Below are 21,094 nucleotides of genomic sequence, written 5' to 3'. Positions count from 1 at the left end.
AAGGATAGGCAGCAGTCGCAACATGTACGGCGAAAGGTCGGAAGTTACGCTCTTGGAGTGGCGTGCAGGGCGCTACGTTGAATAGAGAAGGGAAAGTCCCGATGCGGCTCAACACACACATGGAAGAAATCAATTGCGCAGGCTGTGGTGTCGCGATCCAGACAGAGGATCCAAAAGCACCTGGTTATGCGCCTAAATCTGCACTTGACCGGGAAATGGTCATTTGCCAACGTTGTTTTAAACTGAAGCATTACAACCAAATTCAAGACGTCGCATTAACGGACGATGATTTTGTCAAAATCTTAGATGGAATCGGTCAAAAAGATGCATTAGTCGTTAAAATCGTTGATATCTTTGATTTTAATGGAAGTTGGTTACCGGGATTACACCGGTTTGTCGGAAAAAATGATGTTTTGCTCGTCGGAAATAAAGCCGACTTGCTACCGAAATCACTCAATCCGAACCGTCTGATGAACTGGATGCGTCAAACATCAAAAGAGTTGGGGTTACGCCCGGTCGATGTGCATCTGATCAGTGCGAAAAAAGGACACGGTGTGGATGAACTGGCAGAAAAGATTGATTACTACCGTAAAGGACGCGACGTGTATGTCGTCGGCTGTACGAATGTCGGAAAATCGACATTGATCAATCAGGTCATCAAGCGTTTCGGAGAAGAAGAAGAGGCGGTCATCACAGTCAGTCACTTCCCGGGAACAACGCTTGATTTGATCGATATCCCGCTTGACGACAACTGTAACCTGTACGACACACCGGGAATCATCAATCATCATCAAATGGCACACTACGTGGATGCACGGGATTTGAAGCTGATTACACCGAAAAAAGAAATCAAGCCGCAAGTTTTCCAAATCCATCCGCAACAAACGTTGTTCTTCGGTGGTCTGGCACGTCTTGACTACATGGAAGGCAACAAACGATCGTTCGTCATCTATATGTCGAATGATTTGAAAGTACACCGGACGAAGCTCGATAAAGCAGACGATCTGTATGCGAATCATAACGGAGAATTGTTATCACCGCCGAATGAGAAGACGCTTGAGATGCTTCCGCCGCTCGTTCGACACGAGTTCAGTCTACGCGATAACATGAAAACGGATATCGTTTTCAGTGGACTCGGTTGGGTTGCAGTTCACGGAAAAGGCGGACGAGTTGCTGCCTACGCACCAAAAGGTGTTGCTGTCTCATTACGTGAGGCGCTTGTCTGATGCAATTTGCTGTCATCGGTCATCCGATTGCCCATTCGCTTTCACCCATGTTGCACGAAACATGGCTGAAGGCGGCTGGGCTTTTCGGTTGTTATACCACGGTAGATGTCGAAGTGAACGAGCTGGAAGCGTTCGTTCAGAAGGTAAGAAAACGGCAGTTTGATGGAATCAATGTGACGATTCCCCATAAGTCGGCCATCATTCCGTTTCTTGATCGTCTGGAGCCGGCGGCAGCACGCGCTGGTGCCGTCAATACTGTCTATTGGGACGGGGAGGAACTGGTCGGTACCAATACGGACGGAACCGGATTTGCCCGCGCCCTTGCGACGCGAACGAATGCGAAGAACAGTTTAGTGATTGGGGCAGGCGGCGCGGCACGTGGTATCATTCCGATGCTTCCCGGTCATGTTACAGTCATGAACCGGACGAATCAGACGGCTGAACAGGTGGCTGCTGAATTCGGACAATCTGCTGTCCCTTGGTCGAACACACTGGATTTGCTGCCGTATGATGTCATCATCAATACGACTTCTGTCGGGATGGCTCCCGCAATTGATCAGACGCCAATCGAATTGACAGCGACGAGAGCTTTAATTTGTGATATTATTTATCGACCGACCCCGACCCGTTTTTTGCGGGAAGCGACCGCAAACGGGCTTGATACACTAGATGGTGTTTTGATGTTTGTACTACAAGCGGCTGAAGCGTTTGAACGCTTCACCGGTCATCCGCCTGATCTCGCGCTCGGCGAGCAGGTGATTAGAAAGCAATTGGAGGAATCATAATATGTTAACAGGTAAACAAAAACGGTATTTACGCGCAACGGCTCACGACTTAAGCCCGATTTTCCAAGTCGGAAAAAACGGTGTTGGTGAAGCGATGTGTGCAGATTTGATGGATGCACTTGAAAAACGTGAACTCTTGAAAGTTCAAGTTCTGCAAAACTGTGCTGACGCTCCGAAAGATGTCGCGGTTGAGCTCGTTGACGGAACGAATGCAGAACTCGTTCAAGTCATCGGAAAAGTCATCGTTCTCTACAAGGAATCGAAAGAGAATAAGACACTTCAATTACCACGATGAAGATCGGTTTGATGGGCGGGACATTCGATCCGCCCCATATCGGTCATCTGCTGATTGCCGAACAAGCGAAAGAGCAACTTCAACTGGATGCGGTCTGGTTTTTACCGGCAAAACTTCCGCCGCATAAACAATCGACGGTGACGAGTGCGGCGAAACGGTTGCAACTTGTCCGAGAAGCAGTCCGGGACAACAAGGATTTCTCAGTCTCCGAGATCGAGTTTGAACGGGAAACGAAATCGTACACGTTTGATACGATCCGTGAACTGAAGATGCGTTATCCCGGACATGCGTTCTTTTTTCTGATCGGTGCGGACTCATTAGTCAGTTTAGGAACATGGCACCGGTCGGAAGAATTGTACAAGGAAATTGAGTTTGGGGCAGTCGCGCGTCCAGGCAGTCGTTACCTGATTCCGGAAGGTGCGCGTGTCACGGCAGTCGATATGCCATTGCTTGAAGTTTCTTCGACCGACATCCGACAACGGGTAGCGAGAGGGCGCAGTATTCGTTATCTCGTGCCGGAACCGGTCCGACAACTAATCGAGGAGTGGAAACTCTATGCGACTTGAAGAAGCGAAACGAATCATTAAGGAAACATTGCCCGAAAAACGCTACATCCATACGCTTGGCGTCGTCGAGACGGCAATTCAACTAGCTCGACAATATGGGGTTCAAGAAGAAAAAGCTGCTTTAGCAGCCATGTTACACGATTATGCGAAATATCGGAATGTGTCCGAGATGCAGACAGTAGCAGTAGAACTTGGACTGGATGAATTACTCAACTATGATGAAGAATTGTTGCATGCACCAGTCGGGGCAGAACTCGTTAAGCGAGAGCTCAGCGTTGAGGACGCTGATATTTATCAAGCGATCGCCAATCATACGACGGGTGCTCCGGATATGCCGTTGCTCGATCAAATCATTTTTGTCGCAGATGCGATTGAACCGAATCGTCAGTATCCGGGTGTCGAACAGCTTCGGCAGATTGCGCAGGAAGATTTGACGCAAGCCGTCATTGCGACACTTGTCCAGACGATTTCATTTTTATGCAAAAAACAAACAGTGATTTTTCCGCTGACGATCGAGACGTATAATGCGTTCGTGCCGGAAAAACGAAAGGGGACCGTCCTATGACAGTCGAACAAGAATTAAAATTAATCGTAAATGCAATTGATGATAAGCGTGCTGAGGACATCGTCGTACTCGACATGTCGAGTATTTCACCGATCGCGGATTACTTCGTGATTTGTGAAGGGAACTCAGAAAAACAAGTTCAAGCCATCGCACGTGAAGTGAAAGAAGTGGCACACAAAAACGAATTACCGATCAAACGGCTAGAAGGAATGGATGCGGCACGTTGGGTCCTCGCGGATCTTGAGAACGTCGTCGTACATGTCTTCCACCGTGACGACCGTGATTATTACAACCTTGAGAAACTATGGGCAGACGCTCCTAAAGTAGAAGTCGAGATCGACTAATGGCGTACGAACAGTTTGCGTATGTCTATGACGAACTGATGCAAGACGTACCGTATCCTGAATGGGTTGCATGGGTACTCGAACAGGTAGAGCCCGGTAAAAGAATCGCGGATATCGGTTGCGGTACCGGAACGGCAACTTTGTTACTGGCCGACCATTATGAGGTCACCGGCGTCGATTTATCGGAAGAGATGCTTGAAATTGCTCAGGAAAAAGCAATGGAGACAAATCGACACGTTGATTTTTGGGTACAGGACATGCGGGAACTTGAATTGCCGGATTCGGTGGATGCGATTACGATTTTATGTGACTCCTTGAATTATTTGCAGACGGAATCGGACGTCAAACAGACATTCGATAGTGCAGCACGTCTGTTGACGGACGGCGGAAAGTTGTTGTTTGATGTTCATTCCCCTTATAAGATGGAGACGTTATTTAACGGGAAAACGTATGCGACCCATGCCGAGCAAAGTTCGTATATCTGGTTCGCGGATCCTGGTGAAGACCCGTTATCGGTCGTCCATGAATTGACCTTCTTTATTGAAGGGGAGGACGGACGGTACGATCGTGTCGATGAGACACATCATCAACGGACGTATCCGCCGGAACAATACATTACCTGGTTACGCGAAGCAGGTTTCCGTGTGTGTGCCGTAACAGGTGATTTCACATCCGATGCACCGACTGAAACAGCAGAACGTATTTTCTTCGTTGCTGAAAAAGTATAAACTATCGAACCATCAACGGATATCCTGTTGATGGTTTTTTTTATGTTGTTTTGGGTTAGAAAGGCAGATGGTTTGATCAAGGAGAATAAAAACGAGCGTAGGGAGAGGAGCATCATTGGATAATGGAGGTTAGTCCTGTTCAGAAGCGGCGGAAAGATTGATACAGTCGAAGAGACAGGAGGGATATGGATGACGATTCCACGCTTACAGCAAGTAGCAACGATCGCGGTTGTTCTCCTACTGCTCGTTGTCTTATTTGTTCCGCTGCCTTCATGTTCGAACGAGGCATTGGTTGAAAAACCAGCAATCGTTGAACGAGAACAGGAAGCACGGGCAGAAGACCATTCGGCGGATCAGACACTGGTCCAGAAAAAAATCATGGTTGATATCAAAGGGGCGGTCAAACGACCCGGTCCATACAGTTTTCGACTCGGTGATCGCGTTCAAGATGCCATTAAACGTGCAGAAGTGACTGCAGAAGCAGACATCAAACAACTCAATCTGGCAGCACGTTTAATCGATGGTCAGGAAGTGATTGTTCCGACTAAGAAAAAGACCAAGGCATCAAAGAAGGTAGTACCGGAAAAGTCTGAACAAGCGGAAGTGCCAAAAGGATTACTTGATTTAAATGCAGCGACTGAAGAACAACTATTGGAAGTGCCAGGGATTGGTCCTGCGAAGGCCAGTGCGATTTTACAATACCGGGAAGAAAAAGGTGGCTTTGCAGCGTATGAGAATCTTGGCGATGTGAAAGGGTTTGGACCTAAGACATTGGAAAATCTGAAAGCTTATCTCATCGTCTACTGATGCCGCTGTTGCCTTTATTTTTTATGATCGGGCTCATCGCCTTAAAAGAATCCCTCTGGCTGGTAGCGGTCTGTTCAATGATTCTTGTACTGAAATCTTGGTCGATGTCGACGTATTCTGTGTTATCACTCATTGGCCTGACTTTCGTATTTTTACTGAATATGACGACGGAGCAGGTCGTCAGACCGGTTAAAGTCATCGATATTCTGGATGCCAAGCAGAATGGCGACAGAATCCGTTATCTCGCAGAAGCCCATAATCAGCAAATCGTTGTCGCAACCACGCTGGATGAAAAAACGGATCGTGACTATGAGCGGATCGGGCAACGATGTGAAGTCGAGCTGGAAGAGCGGACGGTATTGCCTCGAGTGAATTCGGGCGGATTTGACGAATCCCGTTGGATGCAGATTGAACAATTACAGGGAAAATATGAGGTTGTCCGGTGGGGGAAGTGTTCGGAGACGCCGGGATTCGAAGCGAATGGACGGCGTATTCGTCAGCAGTGGATGACGCGGATCGAACAACTTCCCATCAAACAAGCACTGTATGTGGAAGCCTTAGTATTAGGGGAAGATCGTTTAATGGATCAGATGACGATGGAACGTTTCAAAAAGTTCGGTTTACTCCATGCGATTGTCATCTCCGGTTCACATATTGCGTTTTTGATTGTAACGATGTTATGGCTTTTAAAAAAACTGCGGTTGACGCGGGAGCGGAGATTTGAATTTCTATTGTTGACCTTGCCGTTATATGGATGGTTGACGGAGTGGAGTGCTCCAGTCACACGTGCGGTGTGTGTCGCCATGGTATTGTTGTTCTGTCACAGGATTAACCGGCGACCTGATCCCTTATTGGTCGTTGGTTCGATTGGAGCGCTTCAATTGGCGGTCTCGTATACTTATCTATATGACGTTGGGTTTCAACTGACCGTCGGATTGACGATATTCTTATTACTGTCCCGCAAGATGTGGGAAACGATCAAACGTCCCTGGAACTGGTTGCTGATTAGCCTTTGGGCTCAAATCATGACAAGTCTTGTCCTGCAATTAGCTCAACAGACGGAGGTTTCCCTTTGGTCACCGCTGTTAAATTTGATTGTCGGAGGATGGATTGAGTGGGTGATTCTACCGCTGTCTTTCCTTGTCAGTGCAGCTGTGCTGATTCCGTCGTCTGATAATCTGGTTCGCCTGCATGGTCAGGCTACTTCATTCTTGGATCAAGCATTGGCTTGGGCGGAAAAATTACCCGTCCCGACCGTTGCGGTTCATCTTTTTTCACTTCCTGTGTTTCTGATTGTGGCAGGAGTGGTCCTTACAGGCTGGTGGTTGGCCGAACGCAAATGGTTCGGGCATCTGGTCCCACTGGTCGGGCTGCTCGCAGCGAGCCTTTATATGGATCAACAAACGCCGGAGCAAATCACCTTTCTTGACGTCGGACAGGGCGACAGTACAATCATCGAAAAAGCGGGAGAAACGTTTGTCATCGATACCGGAGGGGCATTCTCCTTATCGATCCGTCCTCCTTTACGACCATTCGATCCGGGTGGACAAATCGTAGCTCCGTTTTTGCACACACGGGGAGAAACGCACATTGAAGGATTGGTGGTCACACATGCAGACCATGATCATATCGGTGGATTGTTGGGGGTATTGCGAAAAATTCAAGTGGACACCATTTACATGGGAAAGTTCGACAATCAAGATCCAAAACGGCACGCGTTGATTGAACAGATTGAAGCGACAGGAACAAAAATTGAATACATTCGTTCAGGACAGCAGATTCGTCCCTGGCTCAAGGTGTTGGCTCCTGCAGCAAGCGAAGAAGAAGAAAATGACCGGTCGGTCGTGTTACTTGCCGACATTGCCGGGAAGCGCGTCTTATTGACAGGAGATGCGAGTATTGATCAAGAGGAGACATGGTCTGTCCAAAAAGTCGATATTTTAAAAGCGGGACACCATGGTTCGAAAACGTCAACCGGAGAACAGCTTTTGCAGAAAACGGATCCGAACCTGATCATCATATCGGCAGGACGAAATAACCGATATGGTCATCCTCATGCAGAAGTACTGGAGCGAACGAGGAACCGGACTGTCATGCGGACCGATCAATCGGGAATGATAACTTGTTCTGCAACGGGCTGTGAACCTATGCTAAAATAAAAAACAGCAACCCCCCAAGGTTGCTGTTTTACTGGTTATAGGCTTAAGAATTTAATTACAACGCCAATGATGAACAAGACTGCGAAAAAACCGAACGATGCGCCAAAACCGACCGCTGAGTCAAGCGCGTCATTACGTTTTGACTGAATGTCGTTTTCAAACGCATTCTCACTTGGTGGACGTACTGAATGTGCCATGCTGCATTCCCCCTAAAAATAGATTCCGCTTCTAGTATAGCGGAATAAAAGAGGATTATCTATGATGAAGTTAAGAACAAACTGTGAAATGTGGTGGGGAAGATGAAAACACCTTGGCTTGTCAACGGAAAACTGGCGAACCTTTATTTATTATATGGAACGGAACGACACCTTTTGGAAGAGTGGGAACGTGAAATCGTCAAAGCCGCTTTGCCGGATGGTGAACGCTTTGATTACATGAAGATTGATTTAAACGATCAACCACTCGATGCAGTACTCGATGAAGCGGAAACGGTCCCTTTTTTGAGTGATTACCGTGTCGTCATCGCTAAACCGGCGACTTTTTTGACTGGTGCAAAAGACAAGAAAACACATAACGTAGAGCGATTGACTGAATACATCGTCCAACCTGCGGATTATGCAGTTGTCGTCTTGATTGTCGAGGCGGAAAAACTGGATGAGCGAAAAACGATTGTCAAACGGTTAAAAGACCGGGCTGTCGTACTCGAAGCAAAAAAACCGACGACGGAAGAACTGTTTCGTTTCGTGATGGATGCTGTCAATGACAAAGGGTACCGGATGGAACGGCCTGCCATCGAACGATTGATTTTCCTGACGGGCGAGATGTGGGCGACGCTGACACATGAACTGGATAAACTCATGCTCTATGCCGGAGATCATCCGACGATTGAACTGGAAGATGTTAATTTACTGGTGCCACGGACGTTAGAGGATAATGTGTTCCAACTGACGGATTATCTGATGAAACGACAACTTGAACCGGCGATTCGATTGATTCGCGATCTCGAAAAGCAGGGACAGGAAGTGTTGGCGTTACTTGGTCTGATGGCACGACAGTACCGGATGATGCTGTTGTCCAAACGTCTAGCGGAACAAGGGTACGGGGAACGGCAAATCGCGTCCAAAGTCGGGGCGCATCCATATGCGATCAAACTCGCCCTACAGGCTGGTAAACGATTTACGTTCGCGCAGCTCGAACAGGCATTGATCGCAATCACGACGACAGACGAGGGTATGAAGACGGGCCGAGGGGACAAGCGGATATTGTTTGACGCCCTGATTGTCCGGCTTGCTACATTATAGGAGGCAGAGCAGATGGAGATTCGAATCATTTCAGCAACAGAGGTCATTCCACTTCGAAAAGAAGTTTTACGTCCCAACCAGCCGATTGAAATGTGTGTCTATCCGGACGATGATCTCGAATCCACTTTTCATTTAGGAGCCGTCAAAGACGGACGGATTGTAGCTATCGGTACTTTCTCCAATCGTCCTCATGAGGCGTATCCGGAATTGACCTATCAATTACGCGGAATGGCATCGAGTCCTGCTGTCCGTGGAGAAGGATATGGAAAAGCATTGTTAGAAGAGGCACGAAATCGACTGAAAGCAAAAGGTGCAGACGGTTGGTGGTGTAACGCTCGACTCAATGCTGTTCCTTTTTATGAACGATTGGGTTTGACGGTTGCGAGCGAGTCATTCGAAATCGAAGGAATCGGTCCACATCATGTCATGGTGGATTGCTTCTGACGGAAATAAAAAACCATCCGACAAACAGCCGGATGGTTTTTTAAACACAAAAAAATCACCACTGGAGCGGACTCCGAGCGGTGATCGATCACTGTATCCTTCAAAGAAGAATTAAAGTGCGTTTACGAGACGAGCGAGACGTGATTTGTCACGACCAGCTTTGTTGCTGTGGATAAGACCTTTAGCAGCAGCTTTGTCGATTTTCTTAGATGCTGTGTTGAAAGCTACGAGCGCTTGCTCTTTGTTGCCTTCAGTAGCGAAAGTTTCGACTGCTTTGATAGCTGAACGCATAGACGATTTACGTTGTACGTTAGCGACGCGGCGTTTTTCAGCTGTTTTAACACGCTTGATTGCTGATTTAATGTTAGCCATGGATGATTCACCTCCAAGAAAACTCATTCGAGATTTATATTCGCATATCTGCATTTATCGTTCAACAGAACAAACACAATTGTAGCAAACGTTTTTCTTAAAAGCAATAACAGCTCTAGGGTTTCTTTCGATTTTTGTTTTTTGGGAAAACAAAACGAGATGGTGCACCCCGTGTGATTTTTGGTATAATGAAGCGTATGTACGTTTGACTATAAGGTAAGGTGACTATAAACATGAATAATGCAGATCGTTTAAAGCGGCAAAAAAGTATTCGTAATTTCTCTATCATCGCCCATATCGACCACGGGAAATCGACACTTGCAGACCGTATTTTAGAAAAAACAGGTGCTTTGACATCACGTGAGATGAAAGATCAGACACTCGATGCGATGGACTTAGAACGTGAACGCGGGATTACCATTAAATTAAATGCCGTTCAATTAAAGTATACGGCAAAAGATGGTGAGGAATATATCCTCCATCTGATTGATACACCGGGACACGTCGACTTCACATACGAAGTCTCCCGTTCCCTTGCTGCTTGTGAAGGAGCGGTCCTCGTCGTCGATGCGGCGCAAGGAATCGAAGCGCAAACTCTTGCTAACGTGTATTTGGCACTGGATAACGACTTGGAAATCTTGCCGATCATCAATAAGATTGATTTGCCTTCAGCAGACGTCGAACGTGTCCGTCAAGAGATTGAAGACGTGATTGGACTGGATGCTTCTGAAGCTGTTCCGACATCCGCGAAAGCCGGTATCGGGATTGAAGAAATCCTCGAACAAATCGTTGCGAAAGTTCCGGCACCGACGGGTGACCCGGAAGCACCACTTGAAGCGTTGATCTTCGATTCGTATTATGACGCCTATCGTGGTGTCGTCGCGTCGATTCGTGTCGTCAACGGGACGGTTAAGATCGGTGACAAGATTCGGATGATGTCGACCGGAAAAGACTTTGAAGTCTTGGAACTCGCTGTCTCGACACCGAAGCCACTCCGTCAAAAAGAATTAACGGTCGGAGACGTTGGTACGTTATCGGCTTCCATTAAAACAGTCGGTGATGTCCGCGTCGGGGATACGATTACCTTGGCGAAACAACCGGCGACAGAAGCTTTACCGGGATACCGGAAGATGAACCCGATGGTGTACTGTGGTCTGTATCCGATTGACGCTGCACGCTATAATGATTTACGCGAAGCGCTCGAGCGTCTTCAATTGAGTGACGCAGCACTTGAATTCGAGCCGGAAACATCACAGGCACTCGGATTCGGTTTCCGTTGTGGATTCCTTGGTATGCTTCACATGGAAATCATTCAAGAACGAATCGAACGCGAATTCAACATCGATATGATCACGACTGCTCCATCGGTTATCTATCATGTTACGACGACGGCCGGAGAAGTACTCCATGTCGATAATCCGTCGAAGATGCCGGAACAGCAAAAAGTCGAGTTCATCGAAGAGCCATACGTTAAAGCAGCCGTCATGACACCAAACGACTATGTCGGTGCCATCATGGAGCTTTGTCAAAAGAAACGCGGAACGTTCATCGATATGGAATACATCGATACGGCACGGGTTAAAATCACGTATGAACTTCCGTTATCGGAAATCGTCTATGATTTCTTCGATCAGTTAAAATCAAGCACAAAAGGCTATGCGTCACTGGATTATGAATTAATCGGCTATCAGCAATCACGTCTCGTCAAGATGGATATCTTATTAAATAATGAAAACGTCGATGCCTTGAGCTTCATCGTTCACCGTGATTTTGCGTACGAACGTGGGAAAGTCATCGTTGATAAATTAAAAGCACTCATTCCGCGGATGCAGTTTGAAGTACCGATTCAAGCGGCCGTCGGAACGAAGATTGTTGCCCGTTCGACAATCAAAGCGTTACGGAAAAACGTTCTCGCCAAGTGTTACGGCGGAGACATCTCGCGTAAGCGTAAATTGCTCGAGAAGCAAAAAGAAGGTAAGAAACGCATGAAGATGGTAGGCTCGGTAGAAGTACCGCAAGAAGCCTTCATGTCGGTTCTGTCGATGGATGAAGATTAAAGAAGACACAAAGGGGGCGTTTCTGGCGCACCCTTTTTCTGTTTAAGTAAAGAAAGTCTGTTTAAGTGAAGAAAGGATGAGGCGAAATGACTCCACGCGCCGCATATGTCCACATTCCGTTTTGTGAACATATTTGTTATTACTGTGACTTTAATAAAGTCTTTTTAAAAAATCAGCCGGTTGCGGAATATCTCGATGCGTTAGAACGGGAAATCGAGCTGACATTACAACAGTATCCGACCGATCGGCTCGAAACGATCTTTATTGGTGGTGGGACACCGACAGCTTTAAATGAAGTCCAGATGCAACGTCTGATGGATATCATCGCGAAGCATCTCCTGCCGCTGACGGACGCAACACTCGAATATACGGTCGAATCCAATCCGGACGGCGTCTCACCAGAAAAACTCGACATCATGAAAGCAGGCGGCGTCAACCGGGTCAGCTTTGGGGTTCAGTCCTTTGACGACGGATTACTCGAGCGGATCGGCCGGACGCACCGGGAAGCGAAAGTTGCCGAGACACTTGATCATGCGGCAAAACGGTTTGACAACATCTCGGTTGATTTGATGTTCGGCTTACCGAACCAAACGCTTGAACAAGTCCGGTATGATGTCGAACGGGCATTACGTTTGCCGATCACGCATATCTCGTCGTACTCGTTGATTCTTGAGCCGCATACAGTTTTTGCGATTCAGGATCGAAAAGGGAAGTTGCCGTTACCGACGCAGGATTTAGAAGCGGATATGTACCGTTTAATGATTGAAACGATTGAAGCCGGCGGATTGCAACAATATGAGATTTCAAACTTTTCCTTACCGGGTCGGGAAAGCCGGCATAACCGGGTCTACTGGGAAAACGACGAATATTATGGATTCGGTGCCGGCTCGCACAGTTATATTAACAAGACACGCCGGGCAAACATCGCACCGATTCCACACTACATTAAAGCGGAAGGTTTACCGGTCCGCAATGAGACACCGTTAACGGAAGTTGAACGGATGGAAGAAGAGATGTTTCTCGGGTTACGAATGAAAGAAGGAGTGTCGGAACGACACTTTGAAGAAAAATACGGCTATTCACTCGATCACGTCTTCGGGCAGACGATTGCGAAGTTATTGCCGCGCGGACTCGTTGAGCGGACGGCGACTCATCTGCGTTTAACGGATGCCGGTGTACCGCTCGCAAACGAAGTATTTGCCGAGTTCATCGGAGAAGCGGAAGTCGAAGGGGAACTGAATAGTTAAGATCCGTACGAATGAAAACGGCGTCCATACAAAAGTATGCGGACGCCGTTTTATTTTTTGGGTTTTCGTAAAAAGTAGGCGGTTGTTCCGATGATCGCGATGAACACCCAGACGAACACACCGGCCATTGAAAACAGTTCGAGCATATACCTCATCCTTTTCTTGTTTGTTTCACTGTATCGCAGAATGGGAAAGTCTTCAAAGGGTTCAGCAAATTGGTTGACATCATTTCCAGAATTCCTTATAGTAAAGATGTAATTAGCACTCGCCAAAAGTGAGTGCTAACAAAATAAGGTGGTGAAGAAGGTGCTGACGGATCGCCAATTGTTGATTTTACGTGCAATCGTCGATGATTATATCAAAACCGCTCAACCCGTCGGCTCACGGACGCTCTCGAAACGGAGTGACGTGACGTTCAGTTCCGCGACCATTCGAAATGAGATGGCGGACCTCGAAGAAATGGGATTGATTGAAAAGCCGCATACTTCTGCCGGCCGAATTCCATCCGAGCTCGGATATCGATTTTATGTCGATCATCTGATTCGTCCGGAAAGCATCTCACCGCAAGAGGCAAAAGCGTTAAAATCGTTATTTGCCCATTCCGTGAATGAAAATGATCGGTTGATCCGACATACAGCGGACTTGTTGAGCGAATTGACACATTATACGACGCTTGTATTAGGTCCAAAAGAAGAAGGACAACGTCTCCATCATTTAGAACTGATTCCCTTGGCGGAAGGACGTGTCGTTATCGTTCTCGTGACAGAAACCGGTCACGTCGAACATAAGACACTTCAGCTCGCGGAAGCCCTCTCACGTGAGGCGGCAAGTCGCCTGATGGAACGGCTGAACCAAACGTTACGCGGAACGCCGCTCAGTCAATTGCGTCTCCGTCTGCTCGAAGAAATCAGACGGTTCCGTTCCGAACATTCGGAGCAGACGACCCTGCTGTCAAAAGCACTCGACATCGTCTTGACGGATCAGCATGAGGAACGTCCCTTGATTTATCTTGGGGGGAAAGCGAACATGTTTGATCAACCTGAGTTTCAGGATGTCGCGAAACTGCGTCCGGTCCTCGAGTTGATCGAGCAACAGGAAGCATTGTTCGATTTCTTGAGTCCAAGTCTGGATAATCAGATTTTGATTACAATCGGCAGCGAAAATAACGTCGATGCCCTGAAAGACTGCAGTGTGATTCGTGCTCATTACTCCGTTGACGGCGTCTCGCTCGGAACATTGGCCCTGATTGGTCCAAAACGGATGGATTATAATCGAGGCATCAATTCGATCATTCATCTTTTACAAGCATTCCAAACCGAGTTGCGTAAAAACAACTTGGATTGAATATAGAAAGGGGCTCGATTCAGAGTGGAAGAAAATAAGCAGAATCAAAACCTCAATACTGAAGAAACAACCGAGCAACAAACAGAAGCAGAAACAGTTGAAGTAACAGAAGAAGAGGTCGTCCAGGCGGATCTCGTTGAAGAACCGGCTGCACCCGACTTTGAAGCACAACTTGCGGAAGCAAAAGCATCAGAATTACGCCTTCGTGCGGATTTTGACAACTTTAAACGCCGGAACCGGATTGAAGCCGAAAACCGTGCGAAGTATTCTTCTCAGACCATCGTCGAGAAATTGCTTCCATTAGTCGATAATCTTGACCGTGCGCTTCAAATCGAATCGGACAACGAAGAAACGAAGTCTGTTTTAGCGGGTGTCGAGATGGTCAAACGTCAATTGGCGGAAACACTCCAAAATGAGGGCGTCGTTGAGATTCCAGCTGTTGGAGAAGCCTTTGATCCGAACCTGCATCAGGCAGTCGTTCAAGAGCCGAGTGAAGAACACGAATCAGGTGTCGTCACAGCGGAATTCCAAAAAGGATACAAATTACACGATCGTGTCATTCGTCCAAGTATGGTCAAAGTCGCAGAATAATCTACGTTACGATCTGATTTAACACTACTAAACTAACTATTCGAAGGTGAGGAATTTATCATGGCAAAAATCATTGGTATTGACTTAGGAACAACAAACTCATGTGTCGCAGTAATGGAAGGCGGAGAGCCTGTCGTTATCGCAAACGCTGAAGGAAACCGTACGACACCATCTGTCGTTGCTTTCAAAAACGGCGAGCGTCAAGTCGGGGAAGTCGCAAAACGTCAAGCCATCACAAACCCGAACACAATCATGTCGATCAAACGTCACATGGGTACAGACTATAAAGTTGAAGTCGAAGGCAAAGACTACACACCACAAGAAGTATCTGCCATCATTCTTCAAAAACTCAAAGCACAAGCAGAAGACTACCTCGGTGAAAAAGTAACGGAAGCGGTCATCACGGTTCCTGCTTACTTCAACGATGCAGAACGCCAAGCAACAAAAGATGCAGGGACAATCGCTGGTCTTGACGTCAAACGGATCATCAACGAGCCGACGGCAGCAGCACTTGCTTACGGTCTTGAAAAAGGCGAAGACCACACGATCCTCATCTATGACCTAGGTGGCGGTACATTCGACGTTTCGATCCTCGAACTCGGAGACGGTGTTTTCGAAGTAGTTTCAACTGCCGGTGACAGCCGTCTTGGTGGAGATGACTTTGACCAAAAAATCATCGACCACTTGGTTGCAGAATTCAAAAAAGACAACGGCATTGATCTTGCCCAAGATAAAATGGCGCTTCAACGTCTAAAAGATGCTGCTGAAAAAGCGAAGAAAGATCTTTCAGGTGTCTCTTCGACACAAATCAGCCTTCCGTTCATCACGGCTGGCGCAGCAGGTCCGCTTCACCTTGAAATGACATTGTCACGTGCGAAGTTCGACGATTTAACAGCTGATCTCGTAGAACGGACGATGGCTCCAACACGTCGTGCCCTCAGCGATGCTGGCATGACACCGGACAAAATTGACAAAATCATCCTCGTTGGTGGATCAACACGTATTCCTGCGGTTCAAAAAGCTGTTCAAGACTTCACAGGCAAAGAATCGTTCAAAGGGGTTAACCCGGATGAAGTCGTTGCCCTCGGAGCAGCTGTTCAAGGTGGCGTATTGACAGGGGACGTCAAAGACGTTGTCCTTCTCGACGTAACACCACTCTCACTCGGAATCGAAACAATGGGTAGCGTGATGACGAAACTGATCGACCGTAACACGACGATCCCGACTTCGAAATCACAAGTCTTCTCAACTGCTGCTGACAACCAACCAGCCGTTGACATTCATGTTCTTCAAGGTGAACGTCCAATGGCGTCAGACAACAAAACGCTCGGTCGTTTCCAATTGACGGACATTCCGCCAGCACAACGCGGTGTGCCGCAAATCGAAGTTAAATTCGATATCGATGCAAACGGAATCGTTAACGTATCAGCGAAAGATCTTGGTACGAACAAAGAACAATCGATTACAATCCAATCATCAAGCGGCTTGACTGAAGCGGACATCGACCAAATGGTCAAAGATGCAGAAGCAAACGCAGATGCTGATAACAAACGTAAAGAAGAAGTAGAACTTCGCAACGAAGCGGATCAACTCGTCTTCGCAACAGATAAAGCAGTCAAAGATCTTGGCGAGCAAATTGACGCAGCAGATAAAGAAAAAGCTGAAGCGGCAAAAGAAAAAGTCACAACTGCACTCGCAGGAACAGACGTCGAAGCGATTCGTGCTGCAAAAGACGAATTATCAACGATTGTTCAAGAATTGACACAAAAAGTCTACGAAAACATGGCTCAACAACAAGCGGGCGCTGAAGGTGCGCAAGCAGGCGGACAAGATGACAATGTCATGGACGCTGAATTTGAAGAAGTCGACGACAAAGACAACAAATAAGTAACCGACCGATTTTTCGGGCGCTAGAGAGAGCCAAAGCGTAATCCGCGCTTTGGCTCTTTCCATGTCGCCTGAAGTTCGGTAAAATCAAACAGTATGAAATGAATCGGACCTAAAGAGAGGAAGAATGCACGTGGAAAAACGCGATTATTATGAAGTGTTAGGCGTCGCGCGCGATGCCTCAGCAGCAGAGATTAAACGAGCTTACCGAAAACTAGCTCGGACTTATCATCCGGATGTCAATAAAGAGGCGGATGCCGATCAAAAATTCAAAGAGTTGTCGGAAGCCTATGAAGTCTTGTCAGACGACAATCAACGTGCCCGTTACGACCAGTTTGGTCACCAGGATCCATCGCAAGGAGGCGGTGGCTTTGGTGGAGCAGAAGGGTTCGGCGACATCTTTGATATGTTCTTCGGTGGCGGACGCCGTCAAGATCCGAATGCCCCGCGTAAAGGACAGGATTTACAATATGTCGAAGAAATCGACTTCATGGAAGCTTTCTCTGGTGTCGAGAAAGTCATTACGATTCCAGTCGAAGAAGATTGCGGAACGTGTCACGGTTCAGGTGCTAAACCGGGAACACATCCGGAAACATGTAAACGTTGTGGTGGATCAGGACACATCAACGTCGAGCAAAATACGATGTTTGGACGTGTCGTCAATCAAACGACGTGTTCGACATGCCACGGTCGTGGACAAATCGTCAAAGAACCATGTGAAACATGCCGGGGAGCCGGTCGTGTCCGTAAAAATAAAGATGTCCGCGTCAAGATTCCAGCCGGGATCGACAATGGTCAACAAATCCGGTTAGCAGGTAAAGGGGAAGCCGGTGTGAACGGCGGACCGTTCGGTGATTTGTATGTCGTCGTCCGTGTTCGGGAACATGAATTATTTGAACGCGTTGATGACCATATCGTCATGGATATGCCGCTCACTTTCGCACAAGCGACGCTTGGAGATGAAATCGAAGTACCGACTGTTCACGGGAAAGTCAGCTTGAAAATTCCGGCCGGTACACAAACCGGTTCACGGTTCCGTCTGCGTGGCAAAGGGATGCCAAACGTCCGTTCAGGCCATCACGGGGATCAGTATGTCAATGTCGTCATCATCACACCAAAAAATCTGACGGATCGTCAAAAAGAACTGCTTCGTGAGTTCAACGAAATCAGTGATGAAAAAGGTGTCGAAGAACAACACGAAGGCGTATTCAGCCGCATCAAAACATTCTTTACAGGGTGATCACTAAAGGAGCGTGACAGGAAATGAAATGGTCAGAAGTCTGTGTCCATACGACACAAGAAGCAATCGAAGCAGTCTCGAACATCTTACATGAAGCAGGAGCAAGCGGTGTCGTCATCGAGGACGTCGAAGATTTCGAAATGATGTCACATCGTGAAGATAACTTCGGTGAGATTTGGGATGAGAAGAAGCGCGACGAATACCCGGACAGCGGTGTACTCGTCAAAGCGTATCTTGCGGAAAGCAGTGATTTGACGGATACGATTAAAGGAATCGAACGCGACATTCAGATGCTGACGAAATTCGGTCTGACGATTGGTGCAGGAACTGTCACGCTGACACAAGTCGATGAAGAAGACTGGGCCCATTCGTGGAAACAGTTTTATAAACCCGTTAAAATCAGCCGTCATTTGACGGTCGTTCCAATGTGGGAAGACTACACACCGCAACCGGATGAAAAGATCATCGAACTCGATCCCGGGATGGCATTTGGAACAGGAACGCATCCGACGACAGTCCTCTGTATCCAGGCGATTGAAAATTATCTGAAAGACAACGACCGTGTCGTCGATGTCGGAACGGGTTCAGGTGTTCTGGCGATTGCAGCAGCCAAACTCGGGGCTAAAGATGTCTTTGCGCTTGATTTAGATGAAGTCGCGGTTCGTTCGGCAACAGACAATGTGGCGTTAAACAAAGTCAGCCAGCAAGTCACGGTCCGTCAAGGCGATTTAATGAAAGAACTCAAAGAACCGGTTGAGTTGATCGTCGCGAACATTTTAGCCGAAGTCATCTTACTTTTCGTCAACGATGCCTATGAACTGACTTTACCGGGCGGTCACTTCATCGCTTCCGGAATCATCGGTCAGAAAAAAGATATGGTGCGTGACGCGATGGTAGCCGCCGGATTCACCATCGTCGAGACGACGAAGCTTGAGGATTGGGTCGCGATTATCGCGAAACGCGAGGCTTAAGCCGATGCAACGATATTTCGTCGAACAGACCGCACGTGCGGGAAATACCTTTACACTGTCAAAAGACGACGCGCATCACATGAAAAATGTCATGCGGATGGATGTCGGAGATGAGATTTTAGTGTTAGACGGCACAGGACTGTTTCGTTGCCGGCTTGACCAGCTCGATAAACAATCCGCTGTCGCCCAAATTGTCGAAGAACTCCCGATTGAGACGGAACTTCCAATTCATGTGACGATTGCTTATGCTTTACCAAAAGGGGATAAAGTAGAGCTCGTTGCACAAAAAGCGACAGAACTTGGTGTCAGCCGGTTGCTTGTGTTTGAATCGGCCCGTTCGGTCTCGAAGTGGGATGCAAAAAAAATCCCGAAGAAGTTGGAACGGCTTCAAAAAATCAGCAAAGAAGCAGCGGAACAATCATACCGGGCACACTTGCCGACGATTGAGTATGTGACGTATGATGAAGTCCTACAACGTGCAGGTGACTATACAGCGTGTCTGATTGCTTACGAAGAATCGGCGAAAGAAGGGGAGGCGGCAGCCTTTGCTTCGACGTTGTCCCAGCTTCAGTCAGGCGACTCCTTATTGGTTGTGATTGGTCCGGAAGGTGGACTGACGGAAACAGAAGTAACGCGGTTAACCGCTGGCGGATTCGTGCCGGCATCACTCGGACGACGGATTTTGCGGACGGAAACGGCACCACTCTACGTCCTATCCGCCGTATCGTATCATTTTGAATTGAAAGGGTGAGTGAAATGGCAACGGTAGCCTTTCAAACGCTTGGTTGTAAAGTCAATCATTACGAGACAGAAGCCGTCTGGCAACTGTTCAAAGATGCGGGATATGGACGTGTCGACTTTGCAGATCATGCCGACGTCTACGTCGTCAATACATGTACAGTAACGAATACGGGCGATAAAAAGAGCCGACAAGTGATTCGGCGGGCGATTCGTCAAAATCCGGACAGCGTCATCTGTGTCACCGGTTGTTATGCGCAGACGTCACCGGCTGAAATCATGGCGATTCCAGGAGTCGATGTCGTCGTCGGCACCCAGGATCGTCATAAGATGATCGGTTATATCGAACAGTTCCGTGAAGAACGGATGCCGATCAACGCCGTCGGGAACATCATGAAAGCAAAAGTGTACGAAGAACTCGACGTACCGGCCTTTACCGACCGGACACGGGCTTCCTTGAAGATTCAAGAAGGCTGCAACAACTTCTGCACGTTCTGTATCATTCCGTGGGCACGTGGTCTGATGCGTTCGCGCCAACCGAAAGATGTCTTGAAGCAGGCACAACAGTTGGTCGACGCAGGGTACAAAGAGATTGTCCTGACCGGTATTCATACCGGCGGTTACGGAGAAGACTTAAAAGACTATAACTTGGCGAAGTTGTTAAAAGCTTTAGAATCCGTGACAGGTCTCGAACGGCTCCGGATTTCGTCGATTGAAGCGAGCCAAATCACGGATGAAGTGCTGGATGTCCTGAAAGATTCACCGATCGTCGTCCGGCATCTCCACGTTCCGATTCAATCGGGATCGGATACGGTCTTGCGCCGGATGCGCCGGAAATATACGATGGCCGAGTTCGGTGAACGGATCACGCGTCTGAAGGAAGTTCTGCCGGATTGTGCGATTACGTCTGACGTCATCGTCGGTTTCCCAGGCGAGACGGAAGAAGAGTTCATGGAGACGTTTAACTTCATCAACGATCATAAGTTCAGCGAACTGCATGTCTTCCCGTATTCGAAACGGACCGGGACACCGGCTGCAATGATGGATGAACAAGTCGATGAGCACGTTAAAGAACAACGTGTCGCTCGCTTGATTGCCTTGTCGGATCAGCTGGCCAAAGAATATGCGTCGAAGTACGAAGATGAACTGCTTGAAATCATTCCCGAAGAATTTTCGGAAGAAGCAGGCGGTCGTCTGGTCGGTTATACTGATAATTACTTACGTGTCGCGATTGAAGGGGACGAATCATTGATTGGTCAACTCGTTCGCGTCAAGATCACAAAAGCAGGTTACCCGATGAATGACGGGCAATTCGTTCGCGTCCTTGAGACATTAAAAGAGCAAGCCATCTAAAAGGAATTCGCCTTCCGGTTACAGGAAGGCGAATTTTGTTTTCCTGTCGATAAATTATTTTGTTTTCAGGTAAC

General features: G+C 47.7%; 22 protein-coding genes. 20 read left to right on the top strand and 2 right to left on the bottom strand.

All coding sequences use genetic code 11. From position 1 onward, the window contains the following. Positions 1 to 119: 119 nt before the first annotated feature. The 9 genes from yqeH (at position 120) to P402_RS0112630 (ending at position 7,475) form a co-directional block, all read left to right on the top strand. Positions 120 to 1,226: a ribosome biogenesis GTPase YqeH gene (gene yqeH / locus P402_RS0112670; RefSeq protein ID WP_026829033.1), complete on the top strand. Its 1,107-nt coding sequence runs from the start codon at positions 120 to 122 to the stop codon at positions 1,224 to 1,226. Then, positions 1,226 to 2,011 (top strand): shikimate dehydrogenase, encoded by a 786-nt coding sequence (gene aroE, locus P402_RS0112665; RefSeq protein WP_026829032.1) that lies wholly within the window; start codon positions 1,226 to 1,228, stop codon positions 2,009 to 2,011. Before yqeH ends, aroE begins: the two co-directional genes overlap by 1 nt. 1 nt (position 2,012) lies before the next feature. After that, the gene (gene yhbY, locus P402_RS0112660; RefSeq protein ID WP_026829031.1) at positions 2,013 to 2,306 is read left to right on the top strand and encodes a ribosome assembly RNA-binding protein YhbY; all 294 of its coding nucleotides are present in this window, start codon (positions 2,013 to 2,015) and stop codon (positions 2,304 to 2,306) included. Next, positions 2,303 to 2,872: a nicotinate-nucleotide adenylyltransferase gene (gene nadD, locus P402_RS0112655; protein ID WP_026829030.1), complete on the top strand. Its 570-nt coding sequence runs from the start codon at positions 2,303 to 2,305 to the stop codon at positions 2,870 to 2,872. Before yhbY ends, nadD begins: the two co-directional genes overlap by 4 nt. Next, positions 2,862 to 3,437 carry a bis(5'-nucleosyl)-tetraphosphatase (symmetrical) YqeK gene (gene yqeK / locus P402_RS0112650; RefSeq protein ID WP_026829029.1) on the top strand — a complete coding sequence of 192 codons (576 nt, stop codon included), beginning with the start codon at positions 2,862 to 2,864 and terminating at the stop codon, positions 3,435 to 3,437. Before nadD ends, yqeK begins: the two co-directional genes overlap by 11 nt. Then, positions 3,434 to 3,781, top strand: coding sequence for a ribosome silencing factor (gene rsfS, locus P402_RS0112645; RefSeq protein ID WP_012369674.1), 348 nt, complete (start codon positions 3,434 to 3,436; stop codon positions 3,779 to 3,781). The genes yqeK and rsfS overlap by 4 nt, the downstream gene beginning before the upstream one ends. Continuing rightward, the gene (locus P402_RS0112640; RefSeq protein ID WP_026829028.1) at positions 3,781 to 4,509 is read left to right on the top strand and encodes a class I SAM-dependent DNA methyltransferase; all 729 of its coding nucleotides are present in this window, start codon (positions 3,781 to 3,783) and stop codon (positions 4,507 to 4,509) included. The genes rsfS and P402_RS0112640 overlap by 1 nt, the downstream gene beginning before the upstream one ends. A gap of 189 nt (positions 4,510 to 4,698) precedes the next feature. Further along, positions 4,699 to 5,316, top strand: coding sequence for a helix-hairpin-helix domain-containing protein (locus tag P402_RS0112635; protein WP_026829027.1), 618 nt, complete (start codon positions 4,699 to 4,701; stop codon positions 5,314 to 5,316). Positions 5,317 to 5,339: 23 nt separating this feature from the next. Beyond that, a complete protein-coding gene (locus P402_RS0112630; protein WP_235188879.1) occupies positions 5,340 to 7,475 on the top strand; it encodes a DNA internalization-related competence protein ComEC/Rec2 in 2,136 nt (711 codons plus the stop codon). A gap of 35 nt (positions 7,476 to 7,510) precedes the next feature. Here P402_RS0112630 and P402_RS16885 read toward each other — a convergent pair whose 3' ends face one another. Beyond that, on the bottom strand, positions 7,511 to 7,672 hold the full coding sequence (locus P402_RS16885; RefSeq protein ID WP_012369678.1) for a YqzM family protein: 162 nt from the start codon (positions 7,670 to 7,672) through the stop codon (positions 7,511 to 7,513). A gap of 102 nt (positions 7,673 to 7,774) precedes the next feature. Between P402_RS16885 and holA the strand changes: the two genes are divergently transcribed. Both holA and P402_RS0112615 read left to right on the top strand, forming a co-directional pair. Next, positions 7,775 to 8,776 carry a DNA polymerase III subunit delta gene (gene holA, locus P402_RS0112620; RefSeq protein WP_026829025.1) on the top strand — a complete coding sequence of 334 codons (1,002 nt, stop codon included), beginning with the start codon at positions 7,775 to 7,777 and terminating at the stop codon, positions 8,774 to 8,776. A 12-nt stretch (positions 8,777 to 8,788) separates the two neighbouring features. Further along, the gene (locus tag P402_RS0112615; RefSeq protein ID WP_026829024.1) at positions 8,789 to 9,220 is read left to right on the top strand and encodes a GNAT family N-acetyltransferase; all 432 of its coding nucleotides are present in this window, start codon (positions 8,789 to 8,791) and stop codon (positions 9,218 to 9,220) included. Positions 9,221 to 9,331: 111 nt separating this feature from the next. On the opposite strand, the gene rpsT is transcribed toward P402_RS0112615, so the two are convergent. Continuing rightward, the gene (gene rpsT / locus P402_RS0112610; RefSeq protein WP_012369681.1) at positions 9,332 to 9,592 is read right to left on the bottom strand and encodes a 30S ribosomal protein S20; all 261 of its coding nucleotides are present in this window, start codon (positions 9,590 to 9,592) and stop codon (positions 9,332 to 9,334) included. Positions 9,593 to 9,825: 233 nt separating this feature from the next. On the opposite strand from rpsT, the gene lepA reads away from it, so the two are divergent. The 9 genes from lepA (at position 9,826) to mtaB (ending at position 21,020) form a co-directional block, all read left to right on the top strand. Further along, positions 9,826 to 11,649 carry a translation elongation factor 4 gene (lepA, locus tag P402_RS0112605; RefSeq protein WP_026829023.1) on the top strand — a complete coding sequence of 608 codons (1,824 nt, stop codon included), beginning with the start codon at positions 9,826 to 9,828 and terminating at the stop codon, positions 11,647 to 11,649. Positions 11,650 to 11,735: 86 nt separating this feature from the next. After that, positions 11,736 to 12,896 carry a radical SAM family heme chaperone HemW gene (gene hemW, locus P402_RS0112600; RefSeq protein ID WP_026829022.1) on the top strand — a complete coding sequence of 387 codons (1,161 nt, stop codon included), beginning with the start codon at positions 11,736 to 11,738 and terminating at the stop codon, positions 12,894 to 12,896. A 306-nt stretch (positions 12,897 to 13,202) separates the two neighbouring features. Further along, positions 13,203 to 14,240, top strand: a complete 1,038-nt coding sequence (hrcA, locus tag P402_RS0112590; protein WP_026829021.1) for a heat-inducible transcriptional repressor HrcA — start codon at positions 13,203 to 13,205, stop codon at positions 14,238 to 14,240. Positions 14,241 to 14,264: 24 nt separating this feature from the next. Continuing rightward, positions 14,265 to 14,831, top strand: a complete 567-nt coding sequence (gene grpE / locus P402_RS0112585; protein ID WP_026829020.1) for a nucleotide exchange factor GrpE — start codon at positions 14,265 to 14,267, stop codon at positions 14,829 to 14,831. 60 nt (positions 14,832 to 14,891) lie between these two features. Continuing rightward, on the top strand, positions 14,892 to 16,718 hold the full coding sequence (dnaK, locus tag P402_RS0112580; protein WP_026829019.1) for a molecular chaperone DnaK: 1,827 nt from the start codon (positions 14,892 to 14,894) through the stop codon (positions 16,716 to 16,718). Between the two features lie 133 nt (positions 16,719 to 16,851). After that, positions 16,852 to 17,958 (top strand): molecular chaperone DnaJ, encoded by a 1,107-nt coding sequence (dnaJ, locus tag P402_RS0112575; RefSeq protein WP_012369687.1) that lies wholly within the window; start codon positions 16,852 to 16,854, stop codon positions 17,956 to 17,958. A gap of 23 nt (positions 17,959 to 17,981) precedes the next feature. Further along, positions 17,982 to 18,929, top strand: coding sequence for a 50S ribosomal protein L11 methyltransferase (gene prmA / locus P402_RS0112570; RefSeq protein ID WP_026829018.1), 948 nt, complete (start codon positions 17,982 to 17,984; stop codon positions 18,927 to 18,929). Between the two features lie 4 nt (positions 18,930 to 18,933). Beyond that, on the top strand, positions 18,934 to 19,680 hold the full coding sequence (locus P402_RS0112565) for a 16S rRNA (uracil(1498)-N(3))-methyltransferase (RefSeq protein ID WP_026829017.1): 747 nt from the start codon (positions 18,934 to 18,936) through the stop codon (positions 19,678 to 19,680). 5 nt (positions 19,681 to 19,685) lie between these two features. Then, entirely contained in the window at positions 19,686 to 21,020 is a 1,335-nt protein-coding gene (gene mtaB / locus P402_RS0112560) for a tRNA (N(6)-L-threonylcarbamoyladenosine(37)-C(2))-methylthiotransferase MtaB (protein WP_026829016.1), read from the top strand. The last annotated feature ends 74 nt before the right edge of the window (positions 21,021 to 21,094 follow it).

Origin of the sequence: Exiguobacterium sibiricum 7-3 (assembly GCF_000620865.1) — a bacterium.
GTDB lineage: Bacteria > Bacillota > Bacilli > Exiguobacteriales > Exiguobacteriaceae > Exiguobacterium_A > Exiguobacterium_A sibiricum_A.
Note: the sequence above shows the minus strand (reverse complement) of the source record. Positions and strands in the feature narration are given on the sequence as shown.